The organism is Lentibacter sp. (assembly GCF_029254145.1).
Lineage (GTDB): Bacteria > Pseudomonadota > Alphaproteobacteria > Rhodobacterales > Rhodobacteraceae > Lentibacter.
In genome coordinates, this window is the sequence record NZ_JAQWYD010000039.1 from 1 (window position 1) to 13,461 (window position 13,461).

Consider the following 13,461-nt stretch of genomic DNA (forward strand, 5'->3'; position numbering starts at 1 on the left):
GCCTCGGGGCGGCCCTTCCATTTGTGGCAGAGCATAGCGAACTTGAAGCGTTGTGACAGAGCTCGCTCTGTCAATCACATCTCTTTGCGCGCGTTGAGGGCGGCAGTGATTGTGCCGTCGTCCAAGTAGTCTAGCTCACCGCCGATCGGGACGCCTTGGGCGAGAGAGGTGAGTTTAACGCTGCCTTGAAGCTGATCAGCGATGTAATGGGCCGTGGTCTGGCCATCGATTGTTGCGCCGACGGCAAGGATCACCTCGGTGATGTTTTCGCTGTCTAGCCGTGTGACGAGCTGGGGGATGCGCAGATCTTCAGGGCCAACGCTGTCAAGCGCCGAGAGTGTTCCGCCAAGTACATGATAGCGGCCCTTGAAAACGCCAGAGCGCTCCATGGCCCATAGATCGGCTACGTCTTCAACGACGCAAATCTCACCTGTCGCACGTTTGGGCGAGGTGCAGATATCGCAGATATCTGTCGTGCCGATATTGCCACAGCGCAAACACTCGCGGGCTGTGACGGCTACGGCGTGCATCATATCGGCCAATGGCATGAGCAAAAGCGCGCGCTTACGGATGAGATGCAGTACGGCCCGGCGGGCAGAGCGCGGGCCAAGGCCGGGCAGTTTTGCCATCAGCTCGATCAGCGCATCGATGTCGCGGGTGGAGTTGCTCATGCGGGGCTTTCTTTGGGGGGAAGGCCAGGGGCTCTGCCCCCTGACCCCCAGTATATTTTTAGAAAGAGGAAGAGGGGGATTTAGAACGGCAGCTTCATGTCTTTGGGCAGCCCGAGGCTTTCTGTGATGCGGGCCATTTCTTCCTGAGCCTTTTCACTGGCCTTGGCTTGGGCGTCTTTGATTGCGGCGAGGATCAGATCTTCGACGACTTCTTTTTCGTCGGGGTTGAAGATTGACGGGTCGATATCAAGGCCTTTGAGCTCGCCTTTTGCGGAGCAGGTGGCTGTGACAAGGCCTGCACCGCTTTGGCCTGTGACCATGAGATTGTGTAGGTCGTCTTGCAGCTCTTCCATCTGCTTTTGCATCGCTTGCGCTTTTTTCATCATGCCCGCCATATCGCCGAGCTGGCCAAGTCCTTTAAGCATCTCTGTCTCCTTGAGGGTCACTGTTGTCTTTAGATAGGCGGCATTGCGTGGCGGGGCAAGCTACCAGCCGAATTCTGAGTATTGGCTGCCTTCGGCTATGTTGTCGAGGGCGGCGCGAATATATGGAATTGTCGTGTCTGGTAGTGTGGCGCGCGGCTGCCATATAAGGGCTGCACATTTCTCAGGCTCCATATTTTGCGGCTCACCTGTTATGGAATCGGATGTGAAGAAGAGGGAGACGCGCTCGCTATCTGATTTGCGATGCATGATATGCGCAAGGCGAAGCTGATCGGGCACGAGCCTGAGCCCTGCCTCCTCGAAGGCCTCACGCGCCATGGCCTCGCGGAAGGTTTCGCCCGCATCGACATGGCCCGCTACGAGCCCCCAGTGACCATCCATATAGCCCGTGTTCTGGCGCAAGAGCATGAGCAGCTGACCTGCGCGCTCAAACACGAGGTGGGCTTCGACGAAGAACTGATCGCGCGTTTCAGACAAGGCGGACGCTTGCGAGGCCGTCGGCCTCTGTTACGTCTCGCAGATCGATATCGTGAACTGTCAGGCCGAAGTCGGGATGAAGCGGAGATGTGTGCATGGATCAGAGCCTTTTTTCGCGCCGCGCGGTGTATATGACGGCGGCGAGGCAGAGCGCAGCTGAGGCGACGAGAAAGAGTGTGGGCTGGGCTTCGCAGCCTTCGGAAATGCGCGCGCCCCGCAGGCCTGTGGGATCAGGCCAGACGATGAACGAGATGAAGAACGACCAGAGCAGCGCGACAATGGCGGCACCCATGGCGTGGCGGAAGAGCACGGCGACCCCGAGCGCACCGAGAAGGAACAGTCCTGGGGGGGACAGGAAGAGAGCGAGCGCTTCGCTTTCAAGGGTGACGGGAATACCGTCCCAGTCGGGGCGTTCTTTGTCGCAGACTTCGGCCAGCGCTGGGCTGGCCATGATACTGATTAGGAGCGTAAGGCTCAGTCTTCTTCGAAAGGGTCCCATTCGTCTTCCACTTCTGGTAGGGCTTCGCTTTGGGCTTCGGCGGCGATGTCGGCTTCGCTGCGGATGCTCAGGATTTTGGCGGTGGGAAAGGCTTCAAACACAGCGGAGACAAGCGGGTGTGCGCGCGCCTCGGCTTCGCGGGCGCGCTCGCCTACGGTGCGGCGCTCCTCGATGGTTTCGGCGCCGTCTTCATTGACGAGGGTAATGGCCCAGCGGTTGCCCGTCCAGCCTTGCAGGCGTTGGCCGAGCCGGTTGGCCAGATCGGCGGGGGCTTTGGGGCTCGGCTCAAACGTGATCCGGCCAGGCTGGTAGGCAACGAGGCGCACACCAGCTTCAACATCCATCAAGAGCTTGCCGTCGCGGTTGGCGCGGATCAACTCGACCACATGATCAAACGTGGGGTAGCGCGAGAGCGCTTCCAGCGCATCTTGCGCCAGAGCTGTTGCGCCGCCAGAGGCCCCTGATCCGCCTGCGCTTGAGCGTGCGACTGCTTGCGTGCTCTGGCTGAAGCCTGCGCCGCCGCCGTTGCCGCCCCCTGTGGGGGGAGAACCTGACGGGCCACTGGGCGGCGGGGTCGCGTCGACGAGTTTTTTCACAAGTTCATCTGGCGTGGGCAGATCGGCCACATGGGTCATGCGGATGATTGCCATTTCGGCGGCCATCATGGTGTTGGGCGCATGGGCGACTTCTTCGAGCGACTTGAGCAGCATTTGCCACATGCGGGCGAGAACGCGCAGGCCGAGGCCTTCGGCGTAGCCTTGACCGCGGGCGCGCTCATCGGGGCCAATCGTTGGATCATTGGCCGCGTCTGGTGTGATCTTCACGACGCTGACCCAATGGGTGAGCTCGGCGAGATCGCGTAGAACGGCCATGGGATCGGCGCCATCAGCGTATTGCGCGGAAAGCTCGGTCAAGGCGCCTGCGGCATCGCCTTTCATGACCATTTCGAAAAGGTCCATGACGCGACCACGATCTGCAAGGCCAAGCATGGCGCGGACTTGATCGGCCGTTGTTTCTCCTGCGCCATGGCTGATGGCTTGATCAAGCAGCGACGTTGCATCGCGCGCGGAGCCTTCGGCAGCGCGGGTGATGAGGGCTAGGGCGTCATCGGCTATTTCGGCCTGCTCACTGTCAGCGATACGGCGGAGCATGGCGATCATGTCTTCGGGTTCGATGCGACGCAGGTCAAAGCGCTGGCAACGGGAAAGCACGGTCACAGGGACTTTACGGATTTCCGTTGTCGCGAAGATAAACTTCACATGTGCGGGCGGCTCTTCGAGTGTCTTGAGGAGCGCATTGAAGGCCGAGGTGGACAGCATGTGCACCTCATCGATGATGTAAATCTTGTAGCGGGCAGAGGCTGCACGATAAGCGACAGAGTCGATGATTTCACGGATATCATTGACGCCAGTGCGGGAGGCGGCGTCCATTTCCATGACGTCGACATGGCGGCCTTCCATGATGGCGGTGCAGTGCTCGCAGACGCCGCAAGGCTCGGTTGTGGGCGTGCCTGTTCCATCGGGGCCAATGCAGTTCATGCCTTTGGCGATGATGCGGGCTGTTGTTGTTTTGCCCGTTCCACGGATCCCTGTCATGATGAAAGCTTGCGCGATGCGATCTGCGGCAAACGCGTTTTTGAGCGTGCGTACCATCGCCTCCTGGCCGACGAGATCAACAAAAGTCTCGGGGCGATATTTACGCGCGAGAACCTGATAGCCTGTCTGTGGAGTATCGCTCATGGTATGCCTTGTCAGATTCGAAGCTGGGCCAAGGTAGCGGCGCAGGGGCCCGAGGTCTAGCGCTTGTCTTGGAATAAGGGCCAAGACAAGGCGGCGCTTGGCAGAGACGCTCAAATGCGTCAATCTGGGCGTAGCTTGACGAGTTGGGGGATTTGCAATGCGACTAAGGGGCGTGCGGGGAAGCCGCAATGTGGAAGACAGGCGGGGCCGAGGCGGCGCTGGCAGGGGCGCAGGGATTGGCGCTGTTGGTTTGCTTCTTATCTTGGCAATTGGATATTTCGCGGGGATCGACGTATCGCCTTTGCTGCAAGAACAGGCGGGATACGGACAGAACGATGAGGCACGTGAACTCACGCCACAAGAAGTGCAAGCGGGCGAATTTGCTGCCCGCGTTTTGGCGACAACTGAGATGGTCTGGACTGATAAATTTCCCGAACTCACAGGGCGCGCTTATGAGCCGCCGGTTATGGTGCTTTACTCGGGTGTGACGCAAAGCCCATGCGGAGATGCGAGCGGCGCAACGGGGCCTTTCTATTGCCCTGCGGACAAAAAGGCCTACCTCGACACGGAGTTTTTCGCAACGATGAGCCAGCAACTTGGAGCAAGGGGTGACTTTGCGGCGGCTTATGTGATTGCTCACGAGGTTGCGCATCATGTGCAAAACGAGCTCGGAATTCTGCCGCAGGTGAACCAGCGGCGCCAAGCTGTCGGGCAGACCGAGGCAAACCTGCTGACGGTTCGGCTCGAACTTCAGGCGGATTGCCTCAGTGGCGTCTGGGCACGGGCTGTTGAGGGAGCGCTTGAGCCGGGGGACCTAGAAGAGGCACTCAATGCTGCCAAGCAAATTGGCGATGATACCCTTCAGCGCCGCGCTGGGCGCGTGCCGCAGCCGCACACCTTTACCCACGGCACAAGCGAGCAGCGTCAGCACTGGTTTGCACTGGGGTTCGAAACGGGTGATGCGCGCCAATGTGATACTTTTGGCAGGGAACGGCTCTGAAATGGCGGAGCTGGAGATTGCTGCCCTTACGGTGGGCGAGGGGACATTGGCGATTGCTTCTCTTCCGGGACGTGGGGGCGACTTAAAAGGCGATCTTGCGCGCTTTGGCGAATTCAAGCCGAGTCTGGTTTTGACGATGGTCACGGATGCTGAGCTTGAAGATGTGGGCGCGAGCCAATTTGGCTATGACGTGCAGGGGCTTGGCTGCCGTTGGGCGCATTTGCCTGTAATGGATTATGGTGTTCCATCAGACGAGGCGCTGGCTCATTGGGTTGAAGTGAGCGCAATGGCGCGCGCTGCTCTGAAGGGCGGTGGGCGCGTGATCGTGCATTGCAAGGGGGGCTGCGGCCGCTCTGGCATGGCGGCGCTCAGGCTGATGATCGAGGCGGGGGAAGCGCCTGATGCTGCACTCAAACGTCTGCGGTCTGTTCGGCCCTGTGCTGTGGAAACGGCGGACCAGTTTAACTGGGCAATAGCGGCATCAAGCGTGCCGTGATTCGGATGCGAGGTGCTCGGTTGCCGCTGCGTCAGAAAATGCTTCTGTTATACCACTTTACCAATTCTTACCCGTTCTATCTTGTTTTGAGGGGTTTCGACTAAAAATTAGGCATTTTGGTAAAGTAATGTTACCAATCTGCCGAAATTTTCGTTGTAATCTATCTCGACTTGCTTAGTAATCACGTATGGAGGGGAACCGATAGAGATCGGTGCTGTTCAAAAAACATAACCATATCGAACGTGGAGGATAAATATGGATCGTCGTAAATTTCTGAAAGGCGCTGCTATCGGCGCTGGTGCAACGGCACTCGCCGCACCGGCAGCTATCGCTCAGGGCGGTAAGCAGCTTACAATCGTATCGACATGGCCACGGGACTTCCCGGGTCTGGGTACGTCAGCTCAGCGTCTTGCTGCTCGTATCGCCGAGCTCGGCGATGGCGCATTCAATGTTGAGTACTTTGCAGCTGGCGAGCGCGTTGGCGCATTTGACAGCTTTGACGAAGTATCATCAGGCAACAGCCAAGCCTACATCGGCGCGGACTACTACTGGACAGGTAAGCACCCAGGCTTCGCTTACTTCACGTCAGTTCCATTTGGCATGAGCACACCTGAGTGGAATGCTTGGATCAAGTTTGGCGGCGGCCAAGAGCTTTGGGACGAACTGTCAGGCAGCTACGGCCTGAAAGCGCTCGCATGCGGCTCAACAGGCACGCAAGCTGGCGGTTGGTTCAACAAAGAGATGGAAAGCCCAGACGACTTTAAAGGCCTGAAAATGCGTATGCCAGGTCTTGGCGGGCAGGTTCTGACAAAAATGGGTTCATCGACTGTTTCGCTTCCAGGCAGCCAGATCTATGAAAACCTCGTATCAGGCTCAATCGAAGCAACAGAGTGGGTTGGTCCGTACAACGACTACTTCATGAAGTTCTATGAAGCCGCCAAGTATTACTACACTGGCGGTATGCACGAGCCAGGCGGCGGTCTTGCCTTCGGCATGAACAAAGCCTTCTGGGACGGCCTCAGCGAGTATGAGCAAGCTGTTATTGAAGCAGCATGTAACGAAGAGCTCGCAGCTTCACACGAAGAAGCTATTTCTAAAAACGGTGAGTTCCTTTCCAAGCTCGTCAACGACCACGGCGTACAAGTTCGTGCGTTCAACGACGACATCTGGGATGCAATGGGCGAAGCGGCTGCAGAAGTGTTTGCCGACACTCGTGCGCACTCTGAACTTGCTGCACGTATCGACGACAGCTTCCAAGCGAAACTGGTCGAGTACGGCACGTTTATGGCCAACTTCGAGGGTACGTTTATCAACCAGCGTAACCGCGTTCTGGACATCATCTAAGCCAGCGCAAGCGATACTGGAGCGGGGCCTTTTGGCCCCGCTCTGCATAATAGCACGACAGTTTTCACAGCATGCTGTGCTTCGAGCAAAACGCTCTTGAGGCTAGCGCTGTTTAGGGGAGGCAGATAACCTTATGGCTTTTGCAGCAGATCTATCGCGCACTGGGGGAGCACCGGCGCTTCTTCCGCGCTCCTTTGCTTGGGGGATGCTCGGCTTTTTGGCGGCCTTCCTTGTGATCAATATTCTGAATATCGGCTGGGGATATCCCAATCTTGCAGACGCGATGAATGGAAGTGCTGGCAGCCTGATTTGGGTCCCGCTTCTGATCACGCTTCTGGGGGTCGGCGGGGGCATAGGCTATGTGCTGCGCTCTCCTGAAACATCATTGCGCTGGGATGCGATGAAAATCCACGGGTTCAATGCCTATCTCATTCGGGCTTGTTTCTGGATTATCGTTCTAACGGGCTTTGCCGACGCAGGTATCGGGATCGCGCGGGTCGAAGGGTTCTTCAACGGCATTTTGAGCGATGAAATGGTCATTAACATGGGCCGCTCGCAGTTTCTTGGGCCGATGGTTCACTTTCCACTTATGATCCTTGGCGCTCTGATTGCATTTTGGCATCGCGGCGTCGGCTTTCACTGGTTGGCACTGCTCATCGTCGTGGCGATGCTTGGCATTGTTCTCTCGCGATTTGTGTTTTCATACGAGCAAGCCTTGATGGGTGACCTTGTGCGCTATTGGTATGCGGGGCTTTTCCTGTTTGCCAGTGCTTACACTTTGTTTGAAGACGGCCATGTGCGTGTCGACGTTCTTTATGCTGGCTTTGGCAAGACCAAGAAGGGTTTTGTGAATGCTTGGGGCTCGATCATTCTAGGTATGTCGACGGCGTGGGTGATTATCATCATTGGTCTTGGCAGCAAGACCTCGATCATCAACTCACCTGTGATGAACCTTGAGATTACGCAATCCGGCCCAACCGGCATGTATATCAAATATCAGATGGCGGCCTTTCTCGGCATTTTTGCTATTACGATGCTCATCCAGTTTGTGAGCTATTTTCTTGAATCCGTGGCTGACAAGCGCGACGAGCTGGGGCACCGCCTCGTCACACCAACTGGCCACTGAGGAGCGACACCAATGGAACTATTCTTTCTCGCCGTATTGCTGATCACGATGGCTGCCGCTCTTGGCTCGGGTTTCCCCGTGGCGTTTGCGTTGCCCGGATCGGCGATCATAACCATTTCTCTTGCTGGTCTTGCGGGGCTGGTGTTCTCAGGGGATGCGAGCGCCTATTTCCACACAGGCGGGCCGCAGCAGTGGCTCTCTGCCGGGGTGACAAACCTCAGAGGGGTTTTCTGGGAGGTTGAACGAGATACGCTGATTGCGATTCCTCTGTTTATCTTCATGGGCATTATGCTTCAGCGCTCAAAAATTGCTGAAGACTTGCTTGTGACTATGGCACAGCTTTTTGGCCCCGTACCTGGCGGCCTTGGGATTTCTGTTGTCTTTGTGGGCGCGCTGTTGGCCGCGACAACGGGGATTGTAGGCGCGACAGTTGTGGCGATGGGTCTGATCAGCTTGCCTGCGATGTTGCGCAACAACTATTCGCCTTCGCTTGCGACGGGCACGATTGCCGCGTCGGGAACGTTGGGGCAGATCATTCCGCCCTCGATCGTTTTGATCATCCTTGCTGACCAGCTTGCGAGCGCGACAGACCAAGCCAGCACGACGCGCAAGGCGCTTCACAAGGCATCAACTGGCGAACTTTCCATGCCGTCAAACTTTGACGTGTCATCCACTTCAGCGGGCGAGATGTTCCTTGGTGCGCTTGTCCCAGGCCTTCTGCTTGTTCTGATCTACATGCTCTACATCCTGATTTATGCTTACTTCAAACCGTCTGCGGCGCCTGCCGTGAAAGTGGAAGGTAAGTTTGACCGCACTTTCTGGGGGACAGTTGCGATTACGCTTATTCCACCGCTCACACTTATCTTCCTTGTTCTGGGCTCTATCATCACGGGCGTTGCGACTGTGAACCAAGCGGGTGCTATCGGTGCTGCGGGTGCGATGGTGATGGCGGGTTACAGACTCTATGATGGCAACAACAGGAAGCTGACATTTGTGCCTGCGATCCTCGGATTGGTTGCGCTTTTCATGCTGGCTTATGTGCTCGGCAACTACGAAATGAACATCAAGTCGATTGATACGCCGGAAGACCAGTTTGGTATCACACTGGGTATCATTGCTTCGGTGCTGATGATTGTTGCGGTTGCATGGAGTGGCTGGCGGGTGTTCCGCACTGATGGGACGCTTGACGGCGTTATGATGGAAACAGCGAAGACGACTTCGCTTGTCTTTATCATTCTGCTCGGCGCTGCGATGCTGACCTCTGCCTTCCGCGCCTTTGGCGGGGAGGAGCTTGTGCGCGAGTTCCTCAACTCTCTGCCAGGCGGGTTCTGGACACAGTTTATTATCGTGATGCTGGTGATCTTCATCCTTGGCTTCTTCCTCGACTTTATCGAGATTGCCGTGGTTGTCGTGCCAATCGTTGCGCCTATTCTGCTGGCGGATCCGAGTGCAAACATTACCGCTGTATGGCTTGGTGTTATGATTGGCTTGAATATCCAGACCAGCTTCTTGACGCCGCCGTTCGGCTTTGCGCTGTTCTATTTGCGGGGCGTTGCGCCTGCTACCGTCAAAACTATGCAGATGTATAAAGGTGTTATTGCCTTCATCAGCTTGCAGCTTTTGGCTCTTGGCGTTGTTGGGCTGTATCCGCCGCTAGTGAACTATTTGCCAAATCGCGTGTCCTTCCTTTCGGAGAATGCGCCACCCCCGCGCAATCCGAAGATGCAGTATTGCCTTGAGGAGTATGTTGGTGAGCAACTCGCGACCAACGGCGCAGAGCTGGAGCAAGCCATTGCGCGAGCTCAAGGGATTGACTTGTCTGGGCTTCCTAAGGGCTTGGCAAAAGATCTTGCAGCAGGTTTTGCCTCCGCTCCTGAAGCTTTCGTGCAATTGCAGACCGCTTTTGACACGGAAGTGTTGATTGAAGAAGCGGCTGTCGTCTATCGACCCAAGCAGATTCTTGTGCGTAAGGTAGAAAAGGAAATTCGCAAGCTTGAAGAAGAAGCTGAGGATATTCGTGTCATGACAGGACGCATGAAAGACGAAGAGCAGGCAAAGCGCCGCGCGCGTCTTGAGGCCAAGCGCGAAGAAATGCTGGCTGAAGTAGAGCATCTCAAAGCTGAAATTCCTGACACATGGGAACCTGTGCATGACGAGTTTGCAAAGCTGACAACGACCGAGCAGCGCGCACGCTCAACGTATCAGCGCAATGCGGACAATGCTTGGGAAGCTGCGAGTGAAGCTTTGGCAACATTGGAAGCAAACGAGGCTTTTGCCGCACTTGAAGGTGAGTTGCGCGCCATGCGTGGCTTTATTGAGACGGTTGCTGAAACGGATGAGGCTGGTGAAGACACGGTCAAGGCGTTGGAAGACAAGTTCGCTGATGTCGATGGCGCAGGCGATGTGAAATCAGCTCTTGGTAAGGCGCGCCGCGCTCTTACGATTAAGCGGTTTGATCGTGAGAAAGCGCTTTCGGAGTTTGACGATGCTGTGGCTGAGTTTGAGGCTCAAAAATCTTGGCGGGTGAAGGCCGAGAGCCTGAAGCCAGAGCTTGAAGCCTATCTTGAAAGCATTCGCAGCACGCTTGGGCTGCGCAGCCAGGACGGGTTGAGCCGCGAGGCCGCTCTGTTCATGTCATCATGTAGCTCGGTCCATCGCGATATCTCGTTGAATTTCTGATCAGCGCAAACAATCTCAAACCGCCGCCCCAGAGATGAGGCGGCGGTTTTCTTTTGTGCTGCGCGCGCTAGAGTTGCTGAGAAAACAGGAGGTGAGTTATGGGCGTTTTGCAAGGCGTTAGGATTGTTGAAGTCGAGGGGCTCGGACCTGCGCCTTTTGCAGGTATGCTGCTGTCGGATATGGGCGCCGAAGTGATCGTGGTGCATCGTAAGGGCGGCAATACAGCCCCTGGTATACCTGAGCGTTCTGTTCTTGATCGTGGAAAACGGTCAATCGAGCTTGACCTGAAGGACGCTGACGACAAGGCCGTCTTTATGAAGCTCGTCGCGCGCGCAGATGCATTGATTGAGGGGTTCCGACCTGGCGTGATGGAACGGCTTGGCCTCGGGCCTGAGGCTTGCCACGCCGTGAACTCGATGCTCGTGTTTGGCCGTATGACGGGCTGGGGGCAGAGCGGGCCTCTGGCACATGCGGCTGGGCATGACTTGAATTACATCGCGATGTCTGGCGCGCTTTGGTATAGTAGCGCTCCCCAAGATGCGCCCGTATCGCCCGCAACGCTTGTCGGCGATATCGGCGGCGGGGCGATGTATTTGGTGAGCGGCGTGCTTGCAGGGATATTGCAGGCGAAAACCTCGGGGCAGGGCACTGTTGTTGATGCGGCGATCTATGATGGCTCGGCGCATATGATGAACCTGTTGATGGCCCTGCGCCAAGGTGGGGGAATGCCTGAAGCGCGTGGGCAGGGGTTGCTTGACGGACCGCATTGGAGCCGCACCTATGAGTGCGCCTGCGGCGGCTATCTTTCAGTACAGAGCCTTGAGCCACAGTTTTATGCTGAGCTTTTGAAGATACTGGACTTAGAAGGCGATGCGGAATTTCAACGCCAGTATGATAAAGTGCTTTGGCCTCTTTTGACTGAGCGTCTTGCAGAGATTTTCAAGGCAAAGACTCGTGATGCTTGGGCGGTGATTTTCCTTGGGACAGATGCTTGTGTGGCGCCTGTTTTGTCTCCTGATGAAGCGCGCCACCATGAAATGAACCATGCCCGGAACGCTTGGTATGAGGTTGAAGGCGTACTGCAAGCTGCACCTGCGCCGCGCTTTAGAGATCAGGGCGATTGGGCTCCGCCGCGCTCGCCTTTGCGAGGGGCGGACAGTGCAGCGATTTTGGCGGAGTTAGAAAGCTAGGTTTGGATTTGCTTTGCAAATCTGATCCAGTCGACGGCCAGTTGCCTAGGCTGTTTCGAAGGGAGATTTTGCAAGAAACTGGACAAAGGAGCCAGCTCCTTTTGATGGCTATGGTCCGGACAAAACGTGGGGCTTGCTGCACGGAGCCGAGATATCGCCTCGCAGCTTTGCTACCGCGCTTCATTTCAGGAGTGGATGATGGTCTAGGCAAGATCAATTTTGCGATCAGAACACATATGCCGCGTTCCTCATTCGGGCGCGAGCATCACCTCGAATACATTCGTGCTCCAGCCATTCTGAGAACATTTGGCGCGGACCCATAGGGTGCGCAGGCCGTCAGGCAGCATCACATTGCGCAGAGAGCGGGTGAAAGGCTGCTCTTCGACATGGGGGTGCATGAGTTCTCGATATGCGATTTGGTTGCCTGCCTCATCGATGAGCTCCCAGCCGTCGGCGTAATGGTCCCAGCCTGTGTCGGGGTGCGCGAGTGTGACGTCAAAGCGCCAGCCCATACCCGCGCGCGAAGCCTCGACCTTTGTGATGGTCGGGGCGTCTGCGAGAGCGGCTGTGCCCGCTGTGAGCGCGGAGAGGAGAACAAACTGCTTGATCATACGCCCGAGGTATCACTGCTGTGGCTGAAATTCACGACACATTTTTGTGTGAAACCGCGAGGAAATACCGCAGGATTGAAGGAATCGCTTGAGTTTTACCCCAATTGGTAATATTCTTTTACCAATTCAGGAGATGCCTCATGCAAATGCCAGCACCTAACCCCGTTACGCTCGCCAAAAAGGCCCAGCTGACCGAACGACTGACGGCTGCATTGGGTAAGGATGGGGTGATTGCCGAGGATATAGCGCTCAAGGCTTATGAGTGTGACGCGCTTACGGCCTATCGCTGCCCGCCGATGCTTGCACTTTTGCCGCGTACGACTGCCGAGGTCGCGGCGGCGTTGAAAATTTGCCACGAGATGAATGTGCCTGTTGTGCCGCGCGGCTCTGGAACGTCTCTTGCGGGAGGCGCTATGCCGACGGCGGACAGTGTGATCTTGGGTGTGAGCCGTATGAATGCTGTTCTGGAGACAGACTTTGCCAGCCGCGTTATTCGCGTGCAAACAGGGCGCACGAACCTCTCTGTCACCGGGGCCGTGGAGGGCGAAGGCTTTTTCTATGCGCCCGACCCGTCGAGCCAGCTTGCCTGTGCGATTGCGGGCAACATCGCGATGAACTCAGGTGGCGCGCATTGCCTGAAATATGGGGTGACGACTAACAATCTCATGGGTGTCACCATGGTGATGATGGATGGAGAGATCGTCGAGATCGGTGGCACACATTTGGACGCGGGTGGGCTTGATTTGCTGGGCCTTATTTGCGGCAGTGAGGGGCAACTTGGCGTTGTCACGGAAGCCACGCTGCGCATCTTGCACAAGCCCGAGGGCGCGCAGCCGGTGCTGATCGGATTTGACAGCAATGAAGTCGCGGGGGCTTGTGTCTCTGACATTATCAAGGCGGGTATTTTGCCTGTGGCGATCGAGTTTATGGACCGTATGCTGATTGGTGTCTGCGAAGATTATGCCCGTGCGGGATATCCTGACTGCGAGGCGCTTCTGATTGTAGAAGTGGAAGGCAGCGAGGCCGAGATTGAACATCAGCTGGGCCTCATTCACGAGATTGCCAAACAACACAACCCTGTTGAATTTCGCAAAGCCACAAGTGCTGACGAGGCGGGTCGCATCTGGGCGGGCCGTAAGGCGGCCTTCTCGGCGATTGGTAAGGTGAGTGATTACATGTGCCTTGA

13 protein-coding genes are annotated in these 13,461 nt (G+C 56.6%); 7 read left to right on the forward strand and 6 right to left on the reverse strand.

Annotation, left to right across the window (positions count from 1 at the left end):
- Nucleotides 1-74: 74 nt before the first annotated feature.
- From recR to P8O11_RS04710, 5 genes are all read right to left on the reverse strand, one after another.
- Nucleotides 75-671 carry a recombination mediator RecR gene (recR, locus tag P8O11_RS04690; RefSeq protein ID WP_089892694.1) on the reverse strand — a complete coding sequence of 199 codons (597 nt, stop codon included), beginning with the start codon at nt 669-671 and terminating at the stop codon, nt 75-77.
- A gap of 80 nt (nt 672-751) precedes the next feature.
- On the reverse strand, nt 752-1,096 hold the full coding sequence (locus P8O11_RS04695) for a YbaB/EbfC family nucleoid-associated protein (protein ID WP_089892691.1): 345 nt from the start codon (nt 1,094-1,096) through the stop codon (nt 752-754).
- Nucleotides 1,097-1,156: 60 nt separating this feature from the next.
- Nucleotides 1,157-1,591 carry an NUDIX domain-containing protein gene (locus P8O11_RS04700; RefSeq protein WP_300292161.1) on the reverse strand — a complete coding sequence of 145 codons (435 nt, stop codon included), beginning with the start codon at nt 1,589-1,591 and terminating at the stop codon, nt 1,157-1,159.
- Nucleotides 1,592-1,691: 100 nt separating this feature from the next.
- Nucleotides 1,692-2,090, reverse strand: coding sequence for a hypothetical protein (locus P8O11_RS04705; RefSeq protein ID WP_300292164.1), 399 nt, complete (start codon nt 2,088-2,090; stop codon nt 1,692-1,694).
- Complete coding sequence (locus tag P8O11_RS04710; RefSeq protein ID WP_300292166.1) at nt 2,066-3,829, reverse strand: DNA polymerase III subunit gamma/tau; 1,764 nt, start codon at nt 3,827-3,829, stop codon at nt 2,066-2,068. Before P8O11_RS04710 ends, P8O11_RS04705 begins: the two co-directional genes overlap by 25 nt.
- A 157-nt stretch (nt 3,830-3,986) precedes the next feature.
- Between P8O11_RS04710 and P8O11_RS04715 the strand changes: the two genes are divergently transcribed.
- The 6 genes from P8O11_RS04715 (at nt 3,987) to P8O11_RS04740 (ending at nt 11,664) form a co-directional block, all read left to right on the forward strand.
- Nucleotides 3,987-4,829, forward strand: a complete 843-nt coding sequence (locus P8O11_RS04715) for a neutral zinc metallopeptidase (RefSeq protein WP_300292168.1) — start codon at nt 3,987-3,989, stop codon at nt 4,827-4,829.
- A complete protein-coding gene (locus P8O11_RS04720) occupies nt 4,801-5,325 on the forward strand; it encodes a protein-tyrosine phosphatase family protein (RefSeq protein WP_367186833.1) in 525 nt (174 codons plus the stop codon). The genes P8O11_RS04715 and P8O11_RS04720 overlap by 29 nt, the downstream gene beginning before the upstream one ends.
- A gap of 255 nt (nt 5,326-5,580) precedes the next feature.
- A complete protein-coding gene (locus P8O11_RS04725) occupies nt 5,581-6,669 on the forward strand; it encodes a TRAP transporter substrate-binding protein (protein WP_300292170.1) in 1,089 nt (362 codons plus the stop codon).
- Nucleotides 6,670-6,802: 133 nt separating this feature from the next.
- Nucleotides 6,803-7,795 carry a TRAP transporter small permease subunit gene (locus tag P8O11_RS04730; protein ID WP_300292172.1) on the forward strand — a complete coding sequence of 331 codons (993 nt, stop codon included), beginning with the start codon at nt 6,803-6,805 and terminating at the stop codon, nt 7,793-7,795.
- A gap of 12 nt (nt 7,796-7,807) precedes the next feature.
- Nucleotides 7,808-10,474, forward strand: coding sequence for a TRAP transporter large permease subunit (locus P8O11_RS04735; RefSeq protein WP_300292174.1), 2,667 nt, complete (start codon nt 7,808-7,810; stop codon nt 10,472-10,474).
- A 98-nt stretch (nt 10,475-10,572) separates the two neighbouring features.
- Nucleotides 10,573-11,664 (forward strand): CaiB/BaiF CoA-transferase family protein, encoded by a 1,092-nt coding sequence (locus P8O11_RS04740; RefSeq protein ID WP_300292177.1) that lies wholly within the window; start codon nt 10,573-10,575, stop codon nt 11,662-11,664.
- Nucleotides 11,665-11,912: 248 nt separating this feature from the next.
- On the opposite strand, the gene P8O11_RS04745 is transcribed toward P8O11_RS04740, so the two are convergent.
- Entirely contained in the window at nt 11,913-12,275 is a 363-nt protein-coding gene (locus P8O11_RS04745) for a hypothetical protein (RefSeq protein ID WP_300292179.1), read from the reverse strand.
- Between the two features lie 140 nt (nt 12,276-12,415).
- On the opposite strand from P8O11_RS04745, the gene P8O11_RS04750 reads away from it, so the two are divergent.
- A partial coding sequence (locus P8O11_RS04750; protein WP_300292181.1) for an FAD-binding protein occupies nt 12,416-13,461 on the forward strand: 1,046 nt, incomplete at its 3' end.

Bases quoted from the DNA above. Each gene is read 5' to 3' on its own strand.
- P8O11_RS04695 (WP_089892691.1), bottom strand. From the start codon at position 1,096: ATGCTTAAAGGACTTGGCCAGCTCGGCGATATGGCGGGCATGATGAAA.
- P8O11_RS04725 (WP_300292170.1), top strand. From the start codon at position 5,581: ATGGATCGTCGTAAATTTCTGAAAGGCGCTGCTATCGGCGCTGGTGCA.
- P8O11_RS04730 (WP_300292172.1), top strand. From the start codon at position 6,803: ATGGCTTTTGCAGCAGATCTATCGCGCACTGGGGGAGCACCGGCGCTT.
- P8O11_RS04705 (WP_300292164.1), bottom strand. From the start codon at position 2,090: ATGGGACCCTTTCGAAGAAGACTGAGCCTTACGCTCCTAATCAGTATC.
- P8O11_RS04745 (WP_300292179.1), bottom strand. From the start codon at position 12,275: ATGATCAAGCAGTTTGTTCTCCTCTCCGCGCTCACAGCGGGCACAGCC.
- P8O11_RS04740 (WP_300292177.1), top strand. From the start codon at position 10,573: ATGGGCGTTTTGCAAGGCGTTAGGATTGTTGAAGTCGAGGGGCTCGGA.
- recR (WP_089892694.1), bottom strand. From the start codon at position 671: ATGAGCAACTCCACCCGCGACATCGATGCGCTGATCGAGCTGATGGCA.
- P8O11_RS04735 (WP_300292174.1), top strand. From the start codon at position 7,808: ATGGAACTATTCTTTCTCGCCGTATTGCTGATCACGATGGCTGCCGCT.
- P8O11_RS04715 (WP_300292168.1), top strand. From the start codon at position 3,987: ATGCGACTAAGGGGCGTGCGGGGAAGCCGCAATGTGGAAGACAGGCGG.
- P8O11_RS04710 (WP_300292166.1), bottom strand. From the start codon at position 3,829: ATGAGCGATACTCCACAGACAGGCTATCAGGTTCTCGCGCGTAAATAT.